The following is a 15,366-nucleotide window of genomic DNA, read 5'->3' as shown; positions in this document are numbered from 1 at the left end:
TAACATCACCCCGACCCCTAAACTCAACCGCTATGCGGAAAGCGCCGTGCTGAACCTCTATAGTTAATGAGACAAAAATGCTATCTGTGTTGGCTCCTTGCGCCCATGAGACAAATCTGAAACTGCGCGAGACCTGCCGTTAATGGGGTGGCCCGGAATCCTGGTGCTGGGCGCGGTGATTGGTCTCGCAGGCTGGTGGTTGCATCCGCTGCGCCGTTCGAGCCGTGCCGCGTGGTGGGTGGCGCTCCTGGTCGGCGTGCTGGGCGCGGGTGTTGCTCGCATGGCCGGCAACGTGGTGGGACTTTTTCATGATGGCGATACGCTCGAATGGCCGGTATGTACCGCCATCGCGCTGATCGCCGTCGCCGTGACGGTCGGCTTGCTTTCCCGTCGATGAATACTTGCAGGTGACTCTGATGAATGCCCGACTTCCCGAAACTTCCTCCATCCCCGAACGGCTCGCGACATTGCGCAATGCGATGGCGCACGAAGGTGTAGCCGCCTATCTGGTGCCGTCCTCAGATCCCCATCTTTCCGAATATCTACCTGGGCGCTGGCAAGGCCGGCAGTGGTTGTCGGGTTTCACCGGCTCGGCCGGCACGCTCGTCGTGACCGCCGATTTCGCCGGCGTGTGGACCGACAGCCGCTATTGGGAACAAGCCAACGCGCAACTGGCCGGCACCGGCGTTCAGTTGATGAAAATGACCGGCGGCCAGCAGACCGCGCCGCATTTTGAATGGCTTGCGCAGAACGTCGCGACCGGCGACACGGTGGGTGTGGACGGCGCCGTGCTGGGCGTGTCGGCGGCGCGCGCTTTGGGCCAGGCGCTTAGCGCGCACGGCGTGAAGCTGCGCACCGACGTCGATCTGTTCGACGCGATCTGGCCGCAGCGCCCGTCGCTGCCCGCCGCCGCCGTGTTTGAGCACGCCGCGCCGCATGCAAGCGTCGCTCGTTCCGAAAAGCTCGCGCAGATTCGCCGCGCGATGGCGGAGAAGGGCGCGCAGTGGCACTTCATTTCCACGCTCGACGACCTCGCATGGCTTTTGAATCTGCGCGGCGCCGACGTCAGCTATAACCCGGTGTTCGTGGCGCATGCGCTGATTGGTCCGGAAAGCGCGTCGCTCTTCGTCGCCGACGGCAAGGTGCCGCAGGCGCTGGCCGATGCGCTCGCGCTCGACGGCATCAGCGTCGAGCCCTACGCGAAGGCGGCAGAAGCGCTGGCCGCGCTGCCGGCCGGCAGCACGCTGCTGATCGACCCGCGCCGCATTACCTATGGCTCGCTGCAGTCGGTGCCGTCCACGGTGAACGTCGTCGAGGCGGTCAATCCGTCCACGTTCTTCAAGTCGCGCAAGACCGAGGCAGAAGCGGAGCATGTGCGCGAGACGATGGAACAGGACGGCGCGGCGCTCGCCGAATTCTTCGCGTGGTTCGAAGGCGCGCTCGGCAACGAAACGATCACCGAACTGACGATCGACGAGCGCCTGACGTCAGCCCGCGCGCGCCGTCCGGGCTTTGTGTCGCTGAGCTTTGCGACGATCGCCGGCTTCAACGCGAACGGCGCGATGCCGCACTACCGCGCAACCAGTGAAGCGCATTCGGTGATCGAGGGCAATGGCCTGTTGCTGATCGATTCGGGCGCGCAGTATCTGAGCGGTACGACCGACATCACCCGCGTCGTGCCGGTCGGCACCATCAGCGAGGCGCAGCGGCGCGATTTCACGATCGTGCTGAAAGGCACCATGGCGCTGTCGCGCGCGAAATTCCCGCGCGGCATCCGTTCGCCGATGCTCGACGCGATTGCCCGCGCACCGATCTGGGAAGCCGGCGCCGACTACGGCCATGGCACCGGTCACGGCGTGGGCTATTTCCTGAACGTGCACGAAGGCCCGCAGGTGATTTCGCATTACGCGCCGGCCGAGCCGTGGACCGCGATGGAAGAAGGCATGATCACCTCGGTCGAGCCGGGCATTTACCGGCCGGGCAAGTGGGGCGTGCGGATCGAGAACCTGGTGCTGAACGTGCCCGCGGAGAAAACCGAGTTCGGCGATTTCCTCAAGTTCGAGACGCTGACGCTGTGCCCGATCGATACGCGCTGCCTCGACCTGTCGCTGTTGCGTGATGACGAGCGCGCGTGGCTGAACGCGTATCACGAGATGGTGCGCACGCGCCTGTCGCCGCATGTGTCGGGCGAGGCCAAGGCGTGGCTCGAGTTGCGTACGCAGGCTATCTGATCTCGTCGCCACGACTTTACTGACGGAGCGTGCATGGCCATCAAGGCAGTCGTGTTCGATTTCGGCGGCGTGCTGATCGACTGGAGCCCCGAATATCTGTATCGCCAGTTGATCCCTGACGAAACGGAGCGCCGCTGGTTTCTGACGCACGTTTGTTCGATGGATTGGGTGATCCGTCAGGACGGTGGCCAGCCGATCGCCGAGGGGACAAACGAGCTGATCGCGAAGTTTCCCGATCACGCGCCACTGATCCGCGCGTTCTACGAGCGCTGGCACGAGATGGTGCCCGGCGTGCTGGACGAGGGCGTGGCGCTCATGGAAAAGCTGGAAGCGGCCGATGTGCCGCTCTTCGGGCTGACGAACTGGTCGGCGGAGACGTTTCCGTATGCGTGGGAGCATTTCCCCGTGCTGCGGCGTTTCCGCGACATCGTCGTGTCGGGTAGGGTGAAGCTGGTGAAGCCCGATCCGGCGATCTTCGCGGAAATGCGTCAGCGGATCGAAGCGCAATTGCCGGGCATCCAGCCGGGCGAACTCGTCTTCATCGACGACAATCTGAAAAACGCCGAAGCCGCGACGGCACTCGGCTGGCACGGCGTGCATCACACGAGCGCTGCAAAAACGGAAGCGGGACTGCGGGATTTGGGGTTGCCGGTCTAGGCATCGCGATGCCGCGTTCCGGAGGATGTCGGTTAAAGCGGCGACGTGGTAGGTCTCCGCTTTAATTGCGCCGCTTCTGCATCGGCCCAAGTCCGCCTACTGACCGAGCAGATTTTTCAACGCGTTCCCTAATCCTTTCACTGTCTCCCCGGCGCCCTTCGCCACACCTTCGACGCTCACGCCCATCGCCTTCGCAAAACCGGCGCCAAGGCGCGTCATCAGACTTTCCTGCACCGAAAACTTCGGGTCGCGCAAATTCCCATCCAGTACGAAATGGAGCGTGATGTCGCCGTTGTGCGTCTTGAGTGCGGCGATGGCGGCTTTGGTCGGAATCGACATGAAGGTGTCGAGCGGGTTGTCGTTGTCGGCGAGTTGCAGATGATGGATCGTTACCGTGCCGGGTGCATGCAGCTGATAGTTGCGTACCGTCGAGTCGACCGTCAGGTCGACGGTGCCGCCCGTTACTTGCGCCTTCGCGCCGGTTTTTTTCAGCAGGTACGGATCGAGCATCACGACATCGACGCCGCGCAGGGTGCTGGTGGTCTGCGAATCCTTGCTGGCAATCTTGATCCACCCGCCGAACGAAACGGTGCCCGTATGCGTTGGCCCCTTGATCGAGCCGGTGACGCTGACGTTGGTCGGTTCGGAGAGCGCGGGCAGATGCAGGTGATCGACGGTCGCGTTGGCGTTGCTGACCGTGACTTTGAATGCCGGCGGACCGACTGTCATGTCGTAGAAATGGAAGTTGCCTTGTTCGAAGCTGACGTGATCGACCAGCTTTTCGCGGGAGCCGGACGTTGCCGCGCTGCTGGCTTCGTCGTCGTTGGGGCCGTTGATCGATTGCCGCAGATTCGGCATCAGGCGGATCGCGCCGTCCCTGGTTCGCAGCACGGCGATGTCGAAGCCGCGCACCACCACGCTACGAATATGCATGCGCCGCGCGAGCAGATCGCGGATATCGGGTGTGATGGTGATTTCGTCGGCGCGTAGCGGATCGCCGGCGGGCCAGTTCGGCGGCGCCTTGAGCAGAACGTTGGTGAGATGGACTGAAGTGAGGCCGACCCGGATGCTTTCGGCGCTGCCTAATGGCCCGAGCGCCGCAATGACGCGTTCCTTGACTTCGCGCTGCGCAAACTGGAGCGCACCGACCGCGACGACGATCAGCACCAGCAGCACGCCACCTGCGGCGATCGCCCAGCGCTTGCTCTTCGACATCGCCATGCTTGCCTCCTCGTCGCCGCGCTTGGCGCGGCGTGCGTGTGATCGGCCGGTGTGTGCACCCGGTGGATGCACAGCTATTTGATACGGCGGAGTTCCTGCATCCCGCCGGGACGACGTGTATCACGCCGTGGCACGCAAAGCGTGTGCCCTACCGCCTGGCCGGCAAATGCACGGCAAACGCACAGCAATTCCAGCGCGCAACGGTGAGCAAAATGAACGGGCAGACGGCCGGCAAAACGGCCGGCAAAACACGCCGGCCGGGCAGTCAGCCAGGCGGTCCACAAAGCGTCAGCAAAAAACCGACCAGCAAAACAGCCCGCTCATCAAGCAACGAGCGGGCCGCCAGGCCAGCGATTTATCGCGCGATCGGCTTGTAACGCAGACGCTTCGGACGTGCAGCTTCTTCACCGAGGCGGGCGCGCTTGTCCGCTTCGTATTCCTGGTAGTTGCCGTCGAAGAACGTGATTTGCGAATCGCCTTCGAACGCCAGGATGTGCGTCGCGATCCGGTCGAGGAACCAGCGATCGTGCGAGATCACCATGACGGAGCCGGCGAATTCGAGGAGTGCGTCTTCGAGCGCGCGCAGCGTTTCGACGTCCAGGTCGTTCGACGGTTCGTCCAGCAGCAGCACGTTGCCGCCCGCGATCAGTGTCTTCGCCAGATGCAGCCGGCCGCGCTCACCGCCCGACAGATTGCCGACGGTCTTCTGCTGATCGCCGCCCTTGAAGTTGAAGCGGCCGATGTACGCCCGCGACGGCGTTTCGTACTTGCCGACCGTCAGCACATCCGCACCGCCGGAGATTTCTTCGAACACGGTCTTCGAGCCGTCGAGCGCGTCGCGGCTTTGATCCACGTACGCGAGCTTGACCGTCGGGCCTTGCACGATCTCGCCCGAATCCGGCTGTTCACGACCGGTCAGCATGCGGAACAGCGTCGACTTACCGGCGCCGTTCGGCCCGATGATGCCGACGATCGCGCCCGCCGGAATCTTGAAGCTGACGTCGTCTAGCAGCAGACGGTCGCCGTACGACTTGCTGACGTTCTTGAACTCGATAACTTCATTACCCAGGCGGTCGCCGACCGGGATGAAGATTTCCGAGGTCTCGTTGCGCTTCTGGTAGTCCTGGCTGTTCAGTTCCTCGAAGCGGGCGATACGCGCCTTCGACTTCGCCTGACGGCCCTTCGGGTTCTGGCGCACCCACTCCAGTTCCTTCTTGATGGCCTTCTGACGCGCCGATTCCGACGACTCTTCCTGCTTCAGGCGTTCTTCCTTCTGGTCGAGCCAACTGCTGTAGTTGCCCTTCCACGGAATGCCGTGGCCGCGATCGAGTTCGAGAATCCACTCAGCGGCGTTATCGAGGAAGTAGCGATCGTGGGTGACGGCGACGACCGTGCCCGGGAAGCGTGTGAGGAACTGTTCGAGCCAGTCGACCGATTCCGCGTCCAGGTGGTTGGTCGGTTCGTCGAGCAGCAGCATGTCCGGTTTTTCGAGCAACAGCTTGCACAGCGCGACGCGGCGCTTTTCGCCGCCCGACAGATGCTCGATTTTGGCGTCCCACGCCGGCAGACGCAGCGCGTCGGCGGCGATTTCGATCTGCTGTTCGGCGCTGCCGTCGGTGGTGGCCAGAATCGCTTCGTACTTGGCCTGCTCCGCGGCGAGCGCGTCGAAGTCGGCGTCCGGTTCCGCGTAGGCGGCGTAGATTTCGTCCAGTTTCTTTTGCGCGCCGAAGACGTCGCCGAGACCTTCCTCGACCGCTTCACGCACCGTCTTGTTCGGATCGAGTTGCGGTTCCTGCGGCAGATAGCCGATGTTCAGGTTCGGCATCGGCGTGGCTTCGCCCTCGATGTCCTTGTCCACACCGGCCATGATGCGGATCAGCGTCGACTTGCCCGAGCCGTTCAGGCCGAGCAAACCGATCTTCGCGCCGGGGAAAAACGACAGCGAGATGTCTTTCAGGATTTGGCGCTTGGGCGGCACGATCTTGCCGACCCGGTTCATGGTGAAGACGTATTGGGCCATTTGCTTGCAATAGACGTTGACGACGCCGGCCGCGTGGGGGCGGGCGGTCGTGGGTGGATGGGTAATCGGTGTGTTGGCCGGGCAGTGCGCCCGGCGCCGGCCGGCGCGGCGTCGAGCTCGGCATCGAACTTCGCGACGCCCCGCGCGCGGGCGGGTTGTGCAGATGGCATTGTACTTCGGGGCGGGGGTGGGGCGGCAGAGGGCGCCCCTCGCGACGTCAGTTCGCGCGCCGTCCACTCGCCGGATCGAAGAAATGCAGATGCTGCGCGGGCAGCGAGACTTGCAGCGCTTCGCCAGCCGGGGGGCGGTGCGTATGCGGCAGCCGCACGGTCACGTCGTGCTTGCCCCAGCGGCCGTGCGCGAGATTGTCCGCGCCGAGCAGTTCGCAGGAATCGACGGTCAACGTGGCGTTGGATGCGTCCGCTTGACCCGGCGTCATGTGCTCGGGGCGAATGCCGAGCGTCCACTCGCGGCCCTTGGCAACTTCCCGGCCGATCGACGCCACGCCAGTAAGCGGCAGCTTCGGACCGTTACCCGCCACTTCAAACGTCAAGCCGTCGTCCGACACCCGGCCTTCCAGCAGATTCATCCCCGGCGAGCCGATGAAGCTCGCGACGAACACCGTCGCTGGCCGCTCGTAGACTTCGGTCGGCGCGCCGATCTGCTCCGCGTGACCTTTATTCATCACGATCACGCGTTGCGCGAGCGTCATCGCTTCGATCTGATCGTGGGTGACGTACAGGCTGGTCGTGGCAAGCCGTGCATGCAGGCGTTGGATTTCAAGGCGCATCTGCACGCGCAGACGTGCATCGAGATTGGACAGCGGCTCATCGAACAGAAACACTGCCGGCTCGCGCACGATCGCGCGGCCCATGGCGACGCGCTGCCGTTGCCCGCCGGACAACTCGCGCGGCTTGCGTGCGAGCAGCGGTCCAAGCTCGAGAATCTGCGCCGCCGCGTCCACGCGCTTCGCAATCTGCGCGCGGTCGACGCCCGCAATCTTCAGCGCGTAGCCCATGTTGTCGGCGACGCTCATATGCGGATACAGCGCGTAGTTCTGGAACACCATCGCGATGTTGCGATCCTTCGGCTCCAGCCGATTGACCACTTTGCCGGAGATCGAAACGGTGCCGTCGGAGATGCCTTCGAGTCCTGCCACCATCCGCAGCAAGGTCGACTTGCCGCAACCGGAAGGGCCGACCATCACGACGAATTCGCCGTCCGCGACGTCCACGTCGATGCCGTGCAACACGAACTGTTTGCCGTCGTAGGTCTTTTTAACGCCTTGCAGAGTCAGTGCAGCCATGCTGTTTTAGCCTTTTCGTTGCTTGTCGCGCGTGCCACGCTTTGCGCGGTGTTCTTTTTTCATGTCCAACGCCGAAGCTCGCCCACGCTGCGCGAGTTACTTCTCCGAGTCCACCAGTCCGCGCACGAACCAGCGTTGCATCGTCAGCACGACGGCGAGCGGCGGCAGCATCGCAAGCAGCGTCGCGGCCATCACGAGGTGCCATTCGGTTGCGGTGTCGCCGGACGCGATCATGCTTTTGATGCCGACCACGGCCGTGGTCAGCGATTGCTGGCTCGTAATCAGGATCGGCCACAGATACTGATTCCAGCCGTAAATGAACGTGATGACAAAGAGCGCCGCCATGTTCGTTTTCGACAGTGGCAGCACCACGTCCCAGAAGAAACGCATCGCGCCCGCACCATCGATACGCGCCGCTTCCATCAGTTCATCGGGCAGCGTCATGAAGAACTGCCTGAACAGAAACGTGGCGGTGGCCGACGCGATCAGCGGCAAGGTCAAACCGCTGTACGTATTGCTCATATGCATCGACGACACAACCTGGACGGTCGGAAAGATCCGCACTTCGACGGGCAGCATCAGCGTGATGAAGATCAGCCAGAACGACAGATTGCGAAACGGAAAGCGGAAAAATACGATCGCGTACGCCGAGATCATCGAGATGGCGATCTTGCCGATCGAAATCACCAGTGCCATCACGAGGCTGTTGAACAGCATGCGGCCGAACGGCGCCGCCGCATTGCCGCTGCCTTGCGACCAGACCGTCGCGATGTTCTCGAACAAATGCGTACTCGGCACCAGCGACAGCGGCACGCTGAATATCTCATGCTCGCTCATCGTCGCCGCACAAAACGCGACGTACACCGGAAACACCACCAGCACGACGCCGAGAATCAGCACCGCATGGCAGAAGAGGTCGAAACCGCGGCGGTTCTCGATCATGAGTATTGAACCCTGCGTTCGATGAAGCGGAATTGCACGACCGTCAATGCGACGACGATCACCATCAGGATGACGGACTGCGCGCCCGAACTGCCGATGTCCAGCCCCTGGAAGCCTTCGGCGAAAATCTTGTAGATCAGCGTGCGGGTGGACTGCGCCGGACCGCCGCCGGTGGCGGCGTCGATCACCGGGAAGGTGTCGAAGAAGGCGTAGGTGATATTGATCACCAGCAGGAAGAAGCTGGTCGGCGAAAGCAATGGCAGCGCGATGCCGAAGAAGCGCCTGACCGGACCGGCGCCGTCGATGGCCGCCGCTTCGATCAGCGAACGCGGAATTGCCTGCAAGCCGGCGTAGAAGAACAGAAAGTTGTAGCTGACCTGCTTCCACACCGAAGCCAGCACCACCAGAAACATCGCCTGGCCCGCATTCAATGCGTGATTCCACACGATGCCGTACTTGGCGAGCGCATAGGTGACGAGGCCGATGCTCGGATTGAACAGGAACGACCACAACACGGCGGCGATCGCGGGTGCCACAGCGTACGGCCAGATCAGCAGTGTCTGATAAGCCTTGGCGCCGCGTGTCACGCGATCCGCGCAGACCGCCAGCAGAAGCGAAATCACCAATCCGAACACGGTGACGAGCGCACAGAAAATCAGCGTCGTATTGAACGACGACAGGTAAAGCGGATCGGCGAACAACTGCTTGAAATTGGCAAGCCCGACAAACTCGCTCGACGTGCCGAACGCGTCCTGACTCTGCGTGGATTGCCACAGCGCTTCGCCTGCCGGCCACAGAAAGAACAGCAGCGTGATCAGGAGTTGCGGCGCGACGAGCAGGTAGGGCAGCACGCTGGTGCCGAAGCTGGAGCGCTTTTCCATCGAAGTTTCCTAGGTTTTGCTGCAACAACAGGTTTCGGTGCGGGCGCACCGAAACCTTGCCGGCGGGTGCTTAGTTACCGGCTTTCTCAAAGCGGCGCAGCAACTCGTCGCCACGCGACACCGACGAATCGAGTGCCTGTTGCGGCGTCTTCTTGTCCGCCCAAACCTGTTCGAGTTCCTCGTCGATCACGGTGCGGATCTGCGGCATGTTGCCCAGACGCAAGCCCTTCGTGTACGGCAGGGGCGGTTTATTAAGCATCTGCTTGATCGCGGTATCGCTGCCCGGATTCTTCTCGTAGAAGCCTTGCTGCTGGGTCAACTGATACGCGGCGGTCGTGACCGGCAGGTAGCCGGTGTCCTGATGCCACTTCGCGGCAACCGGCGCCGACGACAGATAAGACATGAACTTCGCCACGCCCTTGTACACCGCCGGATCTTTACCCGACAGCACCCACAGGCTCGCCCCGCCGATGATCGCGTTCTGCGGCGCGCCCTTCACGCTGGCGTCGTACGGCATCATGCCGGTGCCAAAATTAAACTTCGCGTACTTCTTGATCGTGGCAAGCGAGCCCGACGAGTTCGTGATGATCCCGCAGTCACCGCTATAGAACTTCGACACCGGTTCGTCCTTGCGGCCGACGTACGTGAAGGTGCCTTCCTTCTGCATGTTCTGCAGGAACTGGATGTGCGCGACCTGCAGCGGCTTGTTGAATTCGAGCTGCGCGTCGGCGCCGTCGAACCCGTTGTTCTTCGACGCGAATGGCGCGCCATGCCAGGCGCTATAGTTTTCGAGCTGAATCCAGCTCTGCCAGCCCGACGAATAACCGCACGCCATGCCCGATGCCTTCAGCTTCTGTGCGTCCACCTGCAATTCGGCCCAGGTCTTCGGCGGCTGATTCGGATCGAGTCCGGCTTTCTTGAACGCGTCCTTGTTGTAGTACAACACCGGCGTCGAGCTGTTGAACGGCATCGAGATCAGTTCGCCGGTCTTGGAGTCGCTGTAATAGCTGGCGATGGTCGGCACGAAGGCCTTTTCGTCGAGCGGTACGCCCGCTTGCTTGAACACTTCCGAGACCGGAATCACGGCTTTCTTCGCCTGCATCATTGTCGCGGTGCCGACTTCGTACACCTGCAGAATGGCCGGCGCGCTGCCGCTGCGATAAGCCGCGATGCCGGCGGCGAGCGTCTGGTCGTAGCTGCCCTTGAACACCGGTACGATCTTGTAGTCGCTTTGCGACGCGTTGAACGCATTGGCGATGTCGTTCAGACGCTCGCCGAGGGCGGCTTCCATGGCGTGCCAGAACTGGATCTCAGTGGCGGCTTGGGCTGCCTGGCTAATGCCGAGGCTCAACACGGCGGCAACGGAAAGTGAACGGAATAACGGCTTGCAACGCATCGATTTGATCTCCTTTGTCGACCGGAGTTAGCGCTTTAGCGCTTACTCCGGTCCCATGCAATTGATTGCTGACGGAACGGGCGCGGATGGGAATCGCGCGATTCTATTTGTGTTCGATGACAGTCCGGCGTCAGTCGCCTGGCGGAAGCCCGCTTTCGAGAGGCGTCGACTGCCGCAATTTAACATCGGCTGTCACGAAACGGAAACAATGCACGGTTGATCAGCGTGCTTATTAATCAGGATTCCAGATGCAGAGTTCAGTACGATTGGCGGTTTTCGGCTTGATGGCGAGTCTCATCCTGCTCGCGGGATGTGCACTGACGCCCACCACCACGAATGACGGGCAGTCGACGGTGACCTCGTTGCCGAAGATCATCGCGCATCGCGGCGGCACGGGCGACGCGCCCGAAAACACGCTCGAAGCGATTCGCCTGTCGATCGCCCATCATGCCGACGCAATGTGGCTCACGGTTCAGTTGAGTAAGGACGGCGTGCCGATGTTGTACCGGCCGGCCGATCTGTCGGCGTTGACCGACACGAAGGGGCCGGTGTCCGCCTTCACGGCGGCAGAACTCGCGCGTGTGAACGCCGGCTGGAGTTTTCGCCGCGGTGCCACATATCCCTATCGCGATCACCCGGTTGGCATTCCGACGCTGCGCGAAGCCTTGCGCACCATCCCGCCGGCCATGCCGATCATCCTGGATATGAAAGCACTGCCGGCTGCACCCCAGGCTCAGGCGGTGGCGCAAGTGCTCACCGAAGAAAGCGCGTGGTCGCGCGTGACGATTTATTCGACCGAGGCGGACTATCAACAGAGCTTTGCGGCCTATTCGCAGGCCAGACTGTTCGAGTCGCGGGACACGACACGGGCGCGGCTTGTGCGCGTACTGCTCAACCAGGGCTGTGTGGACGCACCGGCTGAACACACCGCCGCAGCATTCGAATTGCACCGGCAGATGACGGTGGTGGAAAAATTCACGCTCGGCGAGGGGCGCTCGGAAGTGCAGGCAAGCTTGTGGACGCCCGCGACGGTCGCGTGTTTCCGGCGGAAGCCCGACGTGCGGATCGTCGCGATCGCGGTGAACGACGCGGACGATTATCGGGCGGCGGCGTGTCTGGGGATCGATGCGGTGCTGGTCGATTCGCCGCTGCAAATGGCGGCGGTCAAGGCAAATATGGCTACGCCGCTGCGGTGTGAGGCGCGGAAGGGCGCGCAGAGCGGGCAATAAAAAAGCCCGCATTTCGCGGGCTTTCTTCTTCCAGTATGGCGGCGCTCAGCCTTTCGCTGATCGCCGTCTGACGCCGAGGCGAAGCCTCAAACGTTGAACAGGAAGTTCATCACGTCGCCGTCGTGGACGACATATTCCTTGCCTTCCGCGCGCATCTTGCCGGCTTCCTTCGCACCTTGTTCACCCTTGTAGGTGATGTAGTCGTTGAAGGCGATCGTCTGCGCGCGAATGAAGCCGCGCTCGAAGTCGGTGTGGATCGCGCCCGCTGCCTGCGGTGCGGTATCGCCGATATGGATCGTCCACGCGCGCACTTCCTTCACGCCGGCCGTGAAGTAGGTCTGCAGGCCCAGCAACTTGAAAGCCGCACGAATCACGCGGTTCAGGCCCGGCTCGTCCATGCCCATGTCCTGGAGAAACACTTCCATGTCCGCTTCTTCGAGGTCGGCGATCTCCGCTTCGATCGCTGCGCACACGGCGACGACCGGCGCGCCTTCGGCTGCCGCGAACTTCGTGACTGCGTCGAGGTGCGGGTTGTTTTCGAAACCGTCGTCCTTCACGTTGGCGACGTACATGGTCGGCTTGGCGGTGATCAGGCAGAACGGCTTGAGCGTGGCCTTTTCTTCATCCGACAGGTCGAGCGCGCGGACCGGCTTGGCCTGGTCGAGCTGCGCGCGCACCTTTTCCAGCACCGCGGCGTTCTTGATGGCTTCCTTGTCGTTACCCGACTTGGCGGCCTTCGAATAGCGCGACAGCGCTTTTTCGACCGTCGCGAGGTCGGCCAGCGCCAACTCGGTGTTGATCACTTCGATATCCGACAGCGGATCGACCTTGTTCGCGACGTGAATCACGTTTTCGTCTTCGAAGCAGCGCACCACGTGCGTGATCGCGTCGGTTTCGCGGATGTTCGCGAGGAACTGGTTACCCAGGCCTTCGCCCTTGCTCGCACCGGCCACAAGGCCGGCGATGTCGACGAATTCCACCACGGCCGGCAGGATGCGCTCCGGCTTGACGATTTCGGCGAGCGCCTTCAGACGCGCGTCCGGTACTTCGACGATGCCGACGTTCGGCTCGATCGTGCAGAACGGATAGTTTTCGGCGGCAATGCCCGCCTTGGTCAGCGCGTTGAACAGAGTGGACTTGCCGACGTTAGGCAGGCCGACGATGCCGCATTTGAGGCTCATGGAAATCCTTCAGTGAATCAGTAAGTTGCGTGATGCGCTCGACGCTGTGTGCAGGATTCGGAAAGCCTTCGCGTTTGGCGGGGCGAAGCGAGTGCAGCGGAGCGGGACAAGACACCAGATCGGGGCGTTGCCTCGACGATTCTGGGCGAGTTTTGTCACGGAAAGCGCAATTGTAACCCGTTCGGATGGGGTTCTTGATCTGCCAGCGGTAGAGCGGGGCGCTCGATCCGTCCCCCGCAACCCCCGCGGCTATAATGCGCGGATGAACGCACACCACCAGACCTTTGATGCCGCCGTGATCGGCGGCGGGCTCGTCGGCAAGACCGCGGCGCTGGCGCTGACGCAAGGCGGACTGCGCGTGGCGCTGCTCGCGCAACCCTGCGCGGCGCTGGCGGCTGGCTCCACTTTCGACTCGCGGGTCTACGCACTGTCGTCGAGTTCGCAGGCTCTGCTGGAGCGGTTGCGGGTCTGGCAGGCGCTCGATCTGTCCAAGCTCGGGCCCGTCTACGACATGCGCGTCTATGGCGATGCGCACGCCGAACTCCACTTTTCCGCGTTTCAGGCGTCCGTGCCGCAATTGGCGTGGATCGTCGAGTCGTCCGTGATCGAGCGTGCGCTGGATGCCGCGCTGCGTTTCCAGCCGAATCTCACCTGGATCGACACGCGCGCACAGGCGCTGGACTTTACCGCCGACGGCGCAAGCGTCGGTCTTGCCAACGGCAACGTGCTCGAGGCCGATCTGGTGGTCGGCGCGGACGGTGCGCATTCGTGGGTGCGCGCGCAGATCGGCTCGAAAATGGATCGGCGCGACTATAAGCAAACCGGCGTGGTCGCGAATTTCAAGGCCGAAAAGCCGCACAGCGAAACCGCCTATCAATGGTTCAGGGACGGCGAAATCATCGCGCTGCTGCCGATGCCGGACGGCCACGTGTCCCTGGTCTGGTCGGCGCGCACCGAGCACGCCGAGCAACTGCTTGCGCTCGACCCAGCGCAACTCGCCGCCGAAGTGGAACGCGTGACGGGCGAGCAGTTCGGCGCGCTGGAATGCGTGACGCCCGCGCAAGGCTTCCCGCTCGCGTTGCAAACCGTCGATAAGCTCGTGGCGCCGCACGTCGCGCTGGTTGGCGATGCCGCGCATCTGATTCACCCGTTGGCGGGCCAGGGCATGAACCTCGGTTTGCGCGATGTCGCGGCGCTTGCCGAAACGGTCGCCGGCAAGGAAGCGTTCCGCGATCTCGGCGACATGGTGCTGCTGCGCCGTTACGAACGCTCCCGCCGCGAAGACATCCGCGCGCTGATGATTGCCACGGACGGCCTGCAAAAGCTCTTCTCCGCGCCCGGTCCGTTTGCCAAGGTGCTGCGCAATACCGGCATGGCGTTTGTCGGCGCGCAGCCGTTTATCAAGCGCTGGCTGGTGTCGGCCGCGCTCGGGTAATGCGTCCGAGCCGGCATACACGGCCGGCGAGACGGGTATCATGAACGGATGGACGCCATTCTGGTCAGACCAGAAACGCCCCAAAAAAACGCGCCTCACGCGCGATTGAACTCCAGGAATTCAGCATGAAAAAATCCTTCCGCATCGCGGCCGCCGTGCTCGCGATCGCTGCCGTGGCAATCGGCTGCTCCGCACAGGCCGACCAGGCCACCGACAAGCTCAAAGCCACCCTGCAAACGCGTCTGACTGACGTGACGATCAAGAGCGTGACGAAGTCGCCGATTGCCGGCATCTATGAAGTGAATCTCGGCACGCAGATCATCTATAGCGATGCGAACGGTGATTACCTCATGCTCGGTGATCTGGTCGACGCGAAGACCCGCAAGAATCTGACGGAAGCGCGTCTGGCGGAAACCAACCGCATCGACTTCGCGAGCCTGCCGTTCGCGAATGCGGTGAAGGTCGTAAAGGGCAACGGCGCGCGCAAGATCGCCGTGTTCTCCGATCCGAACTGCCCGTACTGCAAGCAGCTCGAGACCTCGCTCAAGTCGATCGATAACGTCACGGTCTACACCTTCCTGTACCCGGTGCTGTCGCCGGATTCGACTGCCAAGTCGAAGTCGATCTGGTGCTCGACCGACCGTGCGAAGGCGTGGGAATCGTGGATGCAGGATCATCAGGCGCCTACGGCAGCCGGCACCTGCGACACCGCCGCGATCGACAAGAACCTGGCGCTCGGCCGCGCGATGAACGTCGACGGCACGCCGACCGTGTTCCTCGCCGACGGCCGCCGCCTGCCGGGCGCCGTGCCAGCCGACAGGCTGGACAAGGAAATGTCCGCCGTGCACTGAGCACGCAGCATCAGTC

At 62.7% G+C, this 15,366-nt stretch carries 13 protein-coding genes; 6 read left to right on the top strand and 7 right to left on the bottom strand.

Going from position 1 to position 15,366, the window contains the following annotated elements; genetic code table 11:
- The first annotated feature begins 142 nt into the window (after positions 1 to 142).
- The 3 genes from KHO30_RS34195 to KHO30_RS34185 are packed head-to-tail and all read left to right on the top strand — an operon-like array spanning position 143 to position 2,888.
- Positions 143 to 397 carry a hypothetical protein gene (locus tag KHO30_RS34195; RefSeq protein WP_093643510.1) on the top strand — a complete coding sequence of 85 codons (255 nt, stop codon included), beginning with the start codon at positions 143 to 145 and terminating at the stop codon, positions 395 to 397.
- Between the two features lie 19 nt (positions 398 to 416).
- On the top strand, positions 417 to 2,231 hold the full coding sequence (locus KHO30_RS34190; RefSeq protein ID WP_211703534.1) for an aminopeptidase P family protein: 1,815 nt from the start codon (positions 417 to 419) through the stop codon (positions 2,229 to 2,231).
- A gap of 33 nt (positions 2,232 to 2,264) precedes the next feature.
- Positions 2,265 to 2,888 (top strand): HAD family hydrolase, encoded by a 624-nt coding sequence (locus KHO30_RS34185; RefSeq protein ID WP_200650962.1) that lies wholly within the window; start codon positions 2,265 to 2,267, stop codon positions 2,886 to 2,888.
- Positions 2,889 to 2,984: 96 nt separating this feature from the next.
- Here the strand turns inward: KHO30_RS34185 and KHO30_RS34180 are convergent, their stop codons facing one another.
- The 6 genes from KHO30_RS34180 to ugpB form a co-directional block, all read right to left on the bottom strand.
- Positions 2,985 to 4,109, bottom strand: a complete 1,125-nt coding sequence (locus KHO30_RS34180; protein WP_211703533.1) for a DUF748 domain-containing protein — start codon at positions 4,107 to 4,109, stop codon at positions 2,985 to 2,987.
- A 355-nt stretch (positions 4,110 to 4,464) separates the two neighbouring features.
- Entirely contained in the window at positions 4,465 to 6,129 is a 1,665-nt protein-coding gene (gene ettA, locus KHO30_RS34175) for an energy-dependent translational throttle protein EttA (RefSeq protein ID WP_093643520.1), read from the bottom strand.
- A gap of 217 nt (positions 6,130 to 6,346) precedes the next feature.
- Positions 6,347 to 7,435, bottom strand: coding sequence for a sn-glycerol-3-phosphate import ATP-binding protein UgpC (locus KHO30_RS34170; protein ID WP_093643522.1), 1,089 nt, complete (start codon positions 7,433 to 7,435; stop codon positions 6,347 to 6,349).
- A gap of 96 nt (positions 7,436 to 7,531) precedes the next feature.
- Complete coding sequence (gene ugpE / locus KHO30_RS34165) at positions 7,532 to 8,377, bottom strand: sn-glycerol-3-phosphate ABC transporter permease UgpE (RefSeq protein WP_200650964.1); 846 nt, start codon at positions 8,375 to 8,377, stop codon at positions 7,532 to 7,534.
- Positions 8,374 to 9,258, bottom strand: a complete 885-nt coding sequence (gene ugpA / locus KHO30_RS34160) for a sn-glycerol-3-phosphate ABC transporter permease UgpA (protein ID WP_054036671.1) — start codon at positions 9,256 to 9,258, stop codon at positions 8,374 to 8,376. The genes ugpE and ugpA overlap by 4 nt, the downstream gene beginning before the upstream one ends.
- 70 nt (positions 9,259 to 9,328) lie before the next feature.
- Positions 9,329 to 10,654 (bottom strand): sn-glycerol-3-phosphate ABC transporter substrate-binding protein UgpB, encoded by a 1,326-nt coding sequence (gene ugpB / locus KHO30_RS34155; RefSeq protein ID WP_093643526.1) that lies wholly within the window; start codon positions 10,652 to 10,654, stop codon positions 9,329 to 9,331.
- A 248-nt stretch (positions 10,655 to 10,902) separates the two neighbouring features.
- Here ugpB and KHO30_RS34150 point away from each other — a divergent pair, with 248 nt between their 5' ends.
- Positions 10,903 to 11,883, top strand: coding sequence for a glycerophosphodiester phosphodiesterase family protein (locus KHO30_RS34150; RefSeq protein WP_211703532.1), 981 nt, complete (start codon positions 10,903 to 10,905; stop codon positions 11,881 to 11,883).
- Positions 11,884 to 11,969: 86 nt separating this feature from the next.
- Here KHO30_RS34150 and ychF read toward each other — a convergent pair whose 3' ends face one another.
- Positions 11,970 to 13,064, bottom strand: a complete 1,095-nt coding sequence (gene ychF / locus KHO30_RS34145) for a redox-regulated ATPase YchF (protein ID WP_054036679.1) — start codon at positions 13,062 to 13,064, stop codon at positions 11,970 to 11,972.
- 262 nt (positions 13,065 to 13,326) lie between these two features.
- On the opposite strand from ychF, the gene KHO30_RS34140 reads away from it, so the two are divergent.
- Together KHO30_RS34140 and KHO30_RS34135 are read left to right on the top strand one after the other, a co-directional pair.
- Positions 13,327 to 14,499, top strand: coding sequence for a UbiH/UbiF family hydroxylase (locus KHO30_RS34140; RefSeq protein WP_211703531.1), 1,173 nt, complete (start codon positions 13,327 to 13,329; stop codon positions 14,497 to 14,499).
- 125 nt (positions 14,500 to 14,624) lie between these two features.
- The gene (locus tag KHO30_RS34135; RefSeq protein WP_093643533.1) at positions 14,625 to 15,350 is read left to right on the top strand and encodes a DsbC family protein; all 726 of its coding nucleotides are present in this window, start codon (positions 14,625 to 14,627) and stop codon (positions 15,348 to 15,350) included.
- Positions 15,351 to 15,366: the final 16 nt, after the last annotated feature.

Origin of the sequence: Paraburkholderia aspalathi, from assembly GCF_905220735.1 — a bacterium.
Classification (GTDB): Bacteria; Pseudomonadota; Gammaproteobacteria; order Burkholderiales; family Burkholderiaceae; genus Paraburkholderia; species Paraburkholderia aspalathi.
This window is presented reverse-complemented; position numbering and strand designations above follow the sequence as displayed.